5 protein-coding genes and 1 riboswitch are annotated in these 9,590 nt (G+C 68.9%); of the genes, 2 read left to right on the top strand and 3 right to left on the bottom strand.

From position 1 onward, the window contains the following. Positions 1-154 precede the first annotated feature (154 nt). A complete protein-coding gene (locus ABZS58_RS47770; protein ID WP_354791134.1) occupies positions 155-1,336 on the bottom strand; it encodes a polysaccharide lyase family 7 protein in 1,182 nt (393 codons plus the stop codon). A 376-nt stretch (positions 1,337-1,712) separates the two neighbouring features. Between ABZS58_RS47770 and ABZS58_RS47765 the strand changes: the two genes are divergently transcribed. Continuing rightward, positions 1,713-5,324, top strand: a complete 3,612-nt coding sequence (locus tag ABZS58_RS47765) for a CARDB domain-containing protein (protein WP_354791132.1) — start codon at positions 1,713-1,715, stop codon at positions 5,322-5,324. Positions 5,325-5,431: 107 nt separating this feature from the next. Here ABZS58_RS47765 and ABZS58_RS47760 read toward each other — a convergent pair whose 3' ends face one another. After that, positions 5,432-6,121, bottom strand: a complete 690-nt coding sequence (locus tag ABZS58_RS47760) for a DUF3662 and FHA domain-containing protein (RefSeq protein WP_354791131.1) — start codon at positions 6,119-6,121, stop codon at positions 5,432-5,434. Positions 6,122-6,346: 225 nt separating this feature from the next. Here ABZS58_RS47760 and ABZS58_RS47755 point away from each other — a divergent pair, with 225 nt between their 5' ends. Further along, entirely contained in the window at positions 6,347-7,774 is a 1,428-nt protein-coding gene (locus ABZS58_RS47755; protein ID WP_354791130.1) for a cellulase family glycosylhydrolase, read from the top strand. A gap of 357 nt (positions 7,775-8,131) precedes the next feature. On the opposite strand, the gene ABZS58_RS47750 is transcribed toward ABZS58_RS47755, so the two are convergent. Beyond that, positions 8,132-9,208, bottom strand: coding sequence for a lytic polysaccharide monooxygenase (locus tag ABZS58_RS47750; RefSeq protein WP_354791128.1), 1,077 nt, complete (start codon positions 9,206-9,208; stop codon positions 8,132-8,134). A gap of 224 nt (positions 9,209-9,432) precedes the next feature. Next, a riboswitch (glycine riboswitch) is annotated at positions 9,433-9,526 on the top strand. Positions 9,527-9,590: the final 64 nt, after the last annotated feature.

Genomic DNA, 9,590 nt, shown 5'->3' with positions numbered 1-9,590 from the left:
GATTCGTCTTCTTCCTCAAAGAGTGATCAGGTGGCCGCCCCGCTGTTGTCCCCCAGAAAGGGTGACAAACCAGACCCAGACGTTAAACGCCAAGTCGTGTAGCCAGGGGTGCACAAGGTCTTCCGGATCACGCGATCAGTGCGGCGTAAGGCGGCTAGGAACTGTGGGAGACGGTCAGGGCGTAGAACTTGACCTTGGCGCCGTTGGTGGTGCTGTCGGATGAGGACTGGTTGTAGGAGCCGGCCTTGAAGTACATGCCGTACTGGTTGAAGGACGACGGGATCGCGTAGGTGGTGGTCGAGCCGTTCACGGTCAGGGTGATCCGGTTGCCGGACACGGCGATGACGTAGGACCACTTGACGCCGAGGGGGACGTTGCCGACGAGGTGGAGGGTCTGGCCGCCGTCGGGGGAGTTCTCGGTGCCGATGTAGATGTCGCCGTTGGGGCGGTAGTACAGCTCCAGCAGCGGCTTCGTCGACGGGCCGCCCGTACCGAGGTGGACCTGGCCGACGCAGACGTTCTTCGTCACGTTCGGGATACGCAGGGTCGCTGCGAGCCGGTGGTTGCCGGCGAGGCGCCAGTCCGCGGCGCTGCCGCTGGCGTTCATCTCGCGCAGTTCGGAGCGGGCGTAGTTGGAGTTGGGCGTGGTGACACCCTTCTCCGGCGCCCAGAACGTCATCGAGCCGTCGGTCTTGTCGGTGAAGAAGTACGCCGGGTTCGTGTACCCGTTCGCGCCGCGCAGCTGTGACGACGGGATCGTGGTCGGCGCGCCGGGTGACCCGACCGGCAGCTGGAGCTGCCAGACCGACAGGTCGAAGTTGCCGCCGGGGGCGACGGCCGGGTTGAGGCCGCCGGTCGGCGGAGTGCTGCCGCCCGGCAGCGTCCAGGACTGGTTGGCCGCGCCGGTGCAGGACCAGATCTGCAGCCGGGTGCCGTTGGCCGAGCTCTGCCCGGTCGCGTCCAGGCACTTGCCGGAGCCGGCGTTGACGAGCGCGCCGCTGGCCGCCGTCCACTGCTGGGCGGCGGTGCCGTTGCAGGTGTAGAGCTGCACGAGCGCGCCGTTGGCGGTCGACGCGGCGGCCACGTCCAGGCACTTGCCGGAGCCGCTGTTGACGACGGTGCCACCGGAGGCGGTCCACTGCTGGGCGGCGGTGCCGTTGCAGTCGTAGAGCTGGACGGCGGCGCCGTTGGCGGAGCTCGCGCCGGCAACGTCGACGCATTTGCCGCCGATTCCGGTGATGGCTCCCGCGGCGGCGGCGATGGCGCCGGTACCGCCGAGGCCGCCGACGACCAGGGCGGCGGTCACGGTGATGAGGATGAGGGTTCGTCGCTGCATGGGCTGTCCTTGGGGTCGGATGCCAGCGAATAGGCAGAGCGTTTAACAATAAACACTCCTATCAATGGACTGTCAACGAATCATGCGGGGACATGTTGACGAACTGGCACCCATCTGAAATCTTGAATGCCCAGCGACGCAAAAAACTTGCAGATCCAGTCAAGATTTTGTGTGTCGCTGTGCAAGCCGCGTAGCAGTCGACCGCCACCGCCTGCTCCGTACCGCTCACCGTCCGTCCCCGCCGATCCCACGCACACCCCAGAGAGGGCGCACCGGTATCCCCGGCGCGCCTCGTCGCCGTACCCCCGCAAGCCCGCCGGACGACTCCCGCGGGCTCGGTGCGCGGCGCCCTCGCCCGATGAGAGGCCTAGACGTCATGAGTACACGAAAGCCCAGGTGGCGGCTCTACGCCGCAGCCCTGGCGACCGTGGTCATCGCCGCCACGATGCCCACGGCCGCCGAGGCCGCCGGCGGACCGAACCTTGCCCTCGGCAAGCAGGTCCAGTCGAGCAGCTCCAACGGCCCCTACGGCGCCGGCAACGTCAACGACGGCAACGCCGCGTCGTACTGGGAGAGCGCCAACAACGTGTTCCCGCAGTGGGTGCAGGTCGACCTCGGTGCCAACACCGCCATCGACCAGGTGAAGCTGAAGCTGCCCACCAACTGGGGCACCCGCACCCAGACCATCGCGTTGCAGGGCAGCGTCAACGGCACGGCGTTCAACGACCTGTCCGGCGCGACCGGGCGGGTGTTCGACCAGGCCGCGCAGAACGTCGTCACCATCAACTTCACCGCCGCCAGCGTCCGCTACGTGCGGGTCACCATCTCCGCGAACACCGGCTGGCCCGCCGGTCAGCTGTCGGAGTTCGAGATCTACGGCACGGCCGGCACCGTCCAGCCGCCGACCGCCCCGGGCAACCTCGCCTACACCCAGCCGGCGTCGGGGCAGATCCGGCTCACCTGGACCGCGTCGACGTCCGCGTCGGGCATCGCGGGCTACCAGATCTACGCCAACGGCGCGCTGCGGGCCTCGGTCGGCGGCACCGTCCTGGTGTACACCGACACGCAGCCCGACACGGCGACGGTCGAGTACTACGTGAAGGCGACCGACCCGGCGGGTAACGCGTCGGCCGAGAGCAACCACGTGACCCGCACCGGCACCACCCCGCCGAACGGGCAGAACCTGGCCCAGGGCAAGGCCATCGAGGCGAACTCGTCGATCTTCACGTTCGTCGCGACCAACGCCAACGACGGCAACGTCGGCTCCTACTGGGAGTCCAACGGCTTCCCGGGCATCCTGACGGTGAAGCTCGGCTCGAACGCCGACGTCAGCTCGGTCGTCGTGAAGCTCAACCCCGACTCGGCGTGGGGCCCGCGCACCCAGGCGATCCAGGTCCTCGGCCGGGAGCAGTCCGCGTCCGGGTTCACCTCCCTGAAGGCGCGCGCCGACTACGGCTTCAGCCCGTCGGCCAACCAGAACACGGTGAGCATCCCGGTCAGCGGCCGCGTCGCGGACGTGCAGCTGCAGATCTTCACCAACAACGGCGCCCCCGGCGGCCAGGTCGCCGAGGTCCAGGTCATCGGCACCCCGGCGCCGAACCCGGACCTCACCGTCACCGCGCTCACGTGGTCGCCGACCGCCCCGTCGGAGGTCAACGCCGTCACGGTGTCCGCCACGGTCCGCAACGCCGGTACCGCGGCATCGACCGCCACCACGGTGAACGTCAACGTCGGCGGGACCTCCGCCGGGACCGCCAACGTCGGTGCGCTCGCCGCCGGCGCGTCCACCACCGTCACGGTCAACGCCGGCACCCGCGCGCAGGGCAGCTACCCCGTCTCCGCCACGGTCGACCCGGCGAACACGGTCGCCGAGCAGGACGAGTCCAACAACAGCTTCACCGCGAACTCGCAGCTGGTCGTCTCCCAGGCGCCCGGCCCGGACCTGCAGGTGCTGAGCGTCTCGTCGAACCCGTCGAACCCGGCGGTCGGCGCGGCCGTCAGCTTCACCGTCGCGGTCAACAACCGCGGCACCACCGCCAGCGGCGTCTCCAGCGTCACCCGGGTCACCGTCGGCGGCACCACGCTCAACGGCACCACCGCCTCGATCGCGGCCGGCGCCACCGCCAACGTCGCGATCAGCGGCACCTGGACCGCGACCAGCGGCGGCGCGACCATCACCGCGACCGCCGACGCCACGAACGTGGTCGCGGAGACCAACGAGAGCAACAACACCTTCACGCAGTCGATCGTGGTCGGGCGCGGCGCCGCGGTGCCGTACACCTCCTACGAGGCCGAGGCCGGCCAGTACCAGGGCACCCTGGTCACCGCCGACCCGCTGCGGACCTTCGGGCACACCAACTTCGGCACCGAGTCCTCGGGCCGCGCGTCGGTGCGCCTGAACAGCCAGGGCAACTACGTCGAGTTCACCTCGACCAACGCCGCCAACTCGATCGTGGTGCGCAACTCGGTGCCGGACTCCGCGTCCGGTGGCGGCGCGGACTACACGATCAGCCTGTACGCGAACAACGTCTTCGTCCAGAAGATCACGCTGTCGTCGAAGTACAGCTGGCTGTACGGCACCACCGACGACACCGAGTCGCTGTCGAACTCGCCGCAGGCCAACGCCCGCCGCCTGTTCGACGAGTCGCACGCGCTGCTCGCCTCGTCGTATCCGGCCGGCACCAAGTTCAAGCTGCAGCGTGACGCCGGGGACAACGCGTCCTTCTACTACATCGACCTGATCGACCTGGAGCAGGTGGCGCCGGCGATCAGCCAGCCCGCCGGTTGCACCTCGATCACCACGTACGGTGCGGTGCCGAACGACGGCATCGACGACAGCGCCGCCATCCAGCGGGCCGTCAACGACGACATGAACGGCGTCATCACCTGCGTCTGGATCCCGGCCGGTCAGTGGCGGCAGGAGCAGAAGATCCTGTCCGTCGACCCGACCCGCGGCCAGTACAACCAGAAGGGCATCCGCAACGTCACCATCCGCGGTGCCGGCATGTGGCACTCGACGCTCTACACGCTGACCGAGCCGCAGAACGTGGTGGGCAACATCAACCACCCGCACGAGGGCAACGTCGGCTTCGACATCGACGACTCCACGCAGATCTCGGACATCGCCATCTTCGGCGGTACCACGAACCGCGCCAACCGTGGCCACGGCCTCAACGGACGGTTCGGCAAGAACACCAAGATCAGCAACGTGTGGATCGAGCACGTCAACGTCGGCGCCTGGGTCGGCCGCGACTACAGCGACACCCCGGCGTACTGGAACCCGGCCGACGGCCTCGAGTTCTCCGGGATGCGCATCCGCAACACGTTCGCGGACGGCATCAACTTCTCCAACGGCTCGCGCAACTCCAAGGTGTTCAACTCGTCGTTCCGTACGACCGGTGACGACTCCCTGGCGATCTGGGCGAACCCGCGGGTGAAGGACGCGACGCTGGACATCGCGCACGACAACCACTTCACCAACAACACCGTCCAGCTCCCGTGGCGCGCCAACGGCATCGCCATCTACGGCGGCTACGGCAACGGCGCGGAGAACAACCTCGTCTACGACACGATGAACTACCCGGGCATCATGCTGGCCACGGACCACTCGCCGCAGCCCTTCAGCGGCACCACGGTCCTGTCCAACAACGGCCTGTACCGCTGCGGCGGCGTGTTCTGGAACGAGGACCAGGAGTTCGGCGCGATCACGCTGTTCCCCTCCACGCTCGACATCGTCGGCGTCACCATCCGCGACACCGACATCATCGACTCGACGTATGACGGCATCCAGTTCAAGAACGGCGGCGGCAACATGCCGAACGTCGCCATCACGAACGTCCGCATCGACAAGTCGAACAACGGCGCCGGCATCCTCGCGATGTCCGGAGCCCGCGGCACCGCCAACCTGACCAACGTCACCATCACCAACTCCGCCGACGGCAACATCGTCAAGGAGCCCGGCTCGCAGTTCGTCATCAACGGCGGCTGATCACCCGGCGCGGGCCCGTCACCGGAAGGTGGCGGGCCCGCTTTTCCATGATCCGGAAGAGTCGTTGTCGCCCTGACGACGACAAGTCTTCCGGATCATGAAGGGCGTCAGGACGAGTGCTGGACCTGGACCAGGAGGCGGGTGGTGCCGATGAGGATCTCGTCGCCGGGGTTGACCGTGACGGTGGTGACCTTGTGGCCGTTGACCTTCGAGCCGTTGGCGGAGCCCAGGTCGGTCAGGGTGAGGCGGTTGCCGTCGAAGTCGAGGCGGGCGTGCTGGCGGGAGGCGCCGGTGTCGGCGAGGCGCAGGTCGGCCTGCTCGCCGCGGCCGATCACGGTGCTGCCGCGCTGGATGGCGTGGGCGGAGCCGTCGTCGGTGACGAGGCGGACACCGCTGTCGGGGCCGCGGCGGGTGCGCTGGTCGGCGCCGGTGTAGACCTGGGCGTCGACACGGAAGAGGCCGGTCTCGAGGTTCTCGCCCCGGGACACCTCGACGAGGATGTCGCCGTAGACGGCCCAGCCCTGTTCGCCGATGTACTCCGCCTGCGACTGGGCGAGCTCCCGGGCCAGGGCGGCGGCGTAGGCGGCGAGCCGGTCGTGGTCGGCGGGGGACAGGACGATCACGTAGCGGTTGGGGACCAGGATCCGGCCGCCGGCGATGCTGGTCTTGCCCGCGTTCGCCTCGGTCTGCATGGCGTTGAGGATCTCCACCGGGTGGACGACACCCTTGAACACCTTGGCGAACGCGCCCTCGACCATGCCTTCGAGACGCTTCTCGAACCGCTGCAGCCCGCTCACGCCGACACCTCCGCTCCGCTCCGGCGTCGCCGCGAGCGCCACCCTGTGCATATGGTGAGCGGGCCCGCGGCCCGCTCACGCCATCAACGGTAGCGCCCATGAACGTTTCATGGCCGTCGTGGTGCCGACAAACGCCGCTGACCTGGGAAAAGGACCGGATCGAGGGTGTCCCGGGACACCGGTGCGACTGGCGTCACCTGCGCAAAGACCCCAGGATCGCCGGTCATGAAGGTCTTGCACAAGCGTGGACTCCTCGCGGTGGGCGCCGCCACCGCCCTCGCGGTCACCGGGATCGTCGTCCTGCCCGCCGTCAACGCGTCCGCCGCGAGCGGCTGCCGGGTCGCGTACACGGTGAACCAGTGGCCGGGCGGGTTCACCGGCAACATCACGATCACCAACCTCGGCGACGCCGTCAACGGCTGGACCCTCGGCTGGACGTTCCCCGACGCGGGACAGAAGGTCGGCCAGGGCTGGTCGGCGACGTTCAGCCAGAGCGGGTCCGCCGTCACGGCCCGCAGCCTCGACTACAACGGCAGCCTCGCCACCGGCGCGTCGACGGGCATCGGGTTCAACGGCACGTGGACGAGCGCCAACCCGACCCCGGCGGCGTTCACCCTCAACGGCGTGACCTGCACCGGCACGGTGACGAACAGCCCGACGCCGAGCAGGACGCCGAGCCAGTCGCCGAGCACCAGCACCAGCCCGAGCCAGCCGCCGCAGGGCGGCACGCCCCTCGCGGCGAACGGGCAGCTGCACGTGTGCGGCGTCAACCTCTGCAACCAGAACAACAAGGCGATCCAGCTGCGGGGCATGAGCACCCACGGCATCCAGTGGTTCGCGTCCTGCGTCAACAACGCGTCGGTCTCCGCGCTCGCGGACGACTGGAAGGCCGACCTGCTGCGGATCGCGATGTACGTGCAGGAGCAGGGCTACGAGACGAACCCGGCCGCGTTCACCAACCAGGTGAACCAGTACGTGGACCTCGCCGAGTCCAAGGGCCTGTACGCGATCATCGACTTCCACACGCTGACGCCGGGCGACCCGAACTACAACCTCGACCGGGCGAAGACGTTCTTCGCCGCGGTGGCGCAGCGCAACGCGAACAAGAAGAACGTCATCTACGAGATCGCCAACGAGCCCAACGGCGTCACGTGGCAGCAGATCAAGACGTACGCGGACCAGGTCATCCCCGTCATCCGGGCGGCCGACCCCGACGCGGTCGTCATCGTCGGCACCCGCGGCTGGTCGTCGCTGGGCGTGTCCAACGGCTCCGACGAGAACGAGATCGTGGCCAACCCGGTGAACGCGACGAACATCATGTACGCGTTCCACTTCTACGCCGCGTCGCACACCGACAACTACCGCAGCGTCGTGTCCCGCGCGGCGGGCCGGCTGCCGCTGTTCGTGACGGAGTTCGGCACGGTCACCGCGACCGGCGGCGGCAACGTCGACCTGGGCAGCAGCACCGCCTGGCTGGACCTGCTCGACTCGAAGAAGATCAGCTACGCGAACTGGACGTACTCGGACGCGAACGAGAGCAGCGCGGCGTTCAACCCGGGCACGTGCTCGGCGGGCAGCTTCACCAACCCGTCGTCGCTGAGCACGTCGGGCGCGTGGGTCCGCAGCCGGATCCGCACCCCCGACAACTTCTGATCACGGCGAAGCGGGACGGGTGAGCAACTGACCCGTCCCGCTTCACCATGTGTGCGTCGATGCGCATGACGTCGGCCCCGGACACGGGCGGGCACCGGCATCCACGAGCCCCCCGTAGGTGGACAGGCACCCCCGCGGTCCCGGTGTCCGCGAGGAGCTTCGCGGTGGACCGGACATGCGCCGGGAGCGCCGTCGACGACGGGCCGAAGACCGTGGTGACGCCGCCGGTGCGGAGAACGTCGGTGCCCGGCAGCGGGACCGCTGCCGGGCACCGACGTGGGCGTTACGCACGAGCACCTGGTGTTGCACGTACACCGGGCGCGAACAGCTGTCCCGGACCTGGACCGGTGTGCGAGGTCAGGTGGCGGTGCAGGTCACCGCCGGAGCGGTGTTGGTGCCGGACCAGGAGCCGTTGAAGCCGAAGCTCGTGGACTGCCCGGCGCCGAGCTTGCCGTTGTAGCTCATGTTCGCGGCGGTCGACACGGCGCCGCTGGAGGTGATCGCCGCGTTCCAGAACGAGGTGACCGTCTGCCCGTTGGCCCAGGTGAGCCTCACCGTCCAGCCGTTGGTGCCGGCGCCGCCGGCGGTGACGGTCACGTTGGCCCCGAACCCGCCGGCCCACTCGCTGGTCTTGGCGTAGGACGCCGTGCAGCCGCCGGGCGGGACGCTGGTGGACCGGGACGGCGACGCCGACGCGGACGGCGACGCCGACGGGCTGGTGGACCGCGACGGCGACGCGGACGCGCTACCGGAAGGACCGGGCCCGGTGCCGCCGGTGAAGATGACGTCACTGCAGAAGTAGTACGACTGGTCCAGGTGGCTGGCCTGCCAGATCGTGTACATGACGTGCCGGCCGGTCCGGCTGCCGGCGTTGACCTGCGCCTGGTACTGCGGCGCCGGCGCGTACCGGCCGGTGCTGTTGACCAGCTCGAGGCTCGCCCACGTCAGCGGCTGCGTCGTCGGGTCGAACCCCTGCTTCGTGATGTAGACGCGCAGGTAGTCGGCGCCGTGCTGGGCGGCGTCGGTCAGGGTCAGCGTGAAGTTGTTCGGCTTCGTCGCGGCGACCCACGCGCCGACGGTGTCCATCGACGCGTACCGGCCGTTCTGCGTCCGGCCGCCGCTGCACAGCTGGCCGTCGGGGATCGCGGCCTGGTGGTTGCCGGCGACGCCCTCACGGTAGAGGCCGTTCCAGTTCCACATGGTGTCCGGGTTGGCCTGCCACGCCTGGGCGCACATCGGGTCGGTCTGGGACATGTTCGGGTTCTGGAAGTCGCTGCCCCATCGGGCCCAGCAGCCGTAGTTGCGCGACGGCGGGTCGGTGACCGAGCCGTGCGCGGAAGCGGGACTCTGGGCGGCGACGACCGCGACGACCGCGGCGGCGAGGGCCACCGCCGCGCCGGCGGCGACTGTCTTGAAGCGGGCTGAAAGTTGCACAGGGAACTCCGTCACGTCGATGCGAAATGCGTGCATGGCGACGCCTGCGATGCAGCTCAGAGGCTGTCCGCGGCGCTGTGCGGCTCCCGTGGACATTCTACCCACTGCATGGATCACCGTGAATGCGCGGCGGAAAGGTGTCCCGGGCCGGGGCACTGTTGCGGGCTTGACGGGGCCGGGTGGCGGGTCTTACGGTCCAGATCACAACCACATATCGCGCTGCACGACCCGCGACGGGAGAGCCCTCGGTCAGTCCGAGGCGCCGAAGGAGCAACGTTCTCCCCAGAATCTCTCAGGCATCGGTACCGCCGCGGTCAGGCGACTCTGGAAAGTCAGGACGACGGTTGTCCTGCGCCCACGGTGCAAACCGCCCGTTGTCGAC

The sequence above is a fragment of the Dactylosporangium sp. NPDC005555 genome (genome assembly GCF_040605635.1).
GTDB lineage: Bacteria > Actinomycetota > Actinomycetes > Mycobacteriales > Micromonosporaceae > Dactylosporangium.
This window is presented reverse-complemented; position numbering and strand designations above follow the sequence as displayed.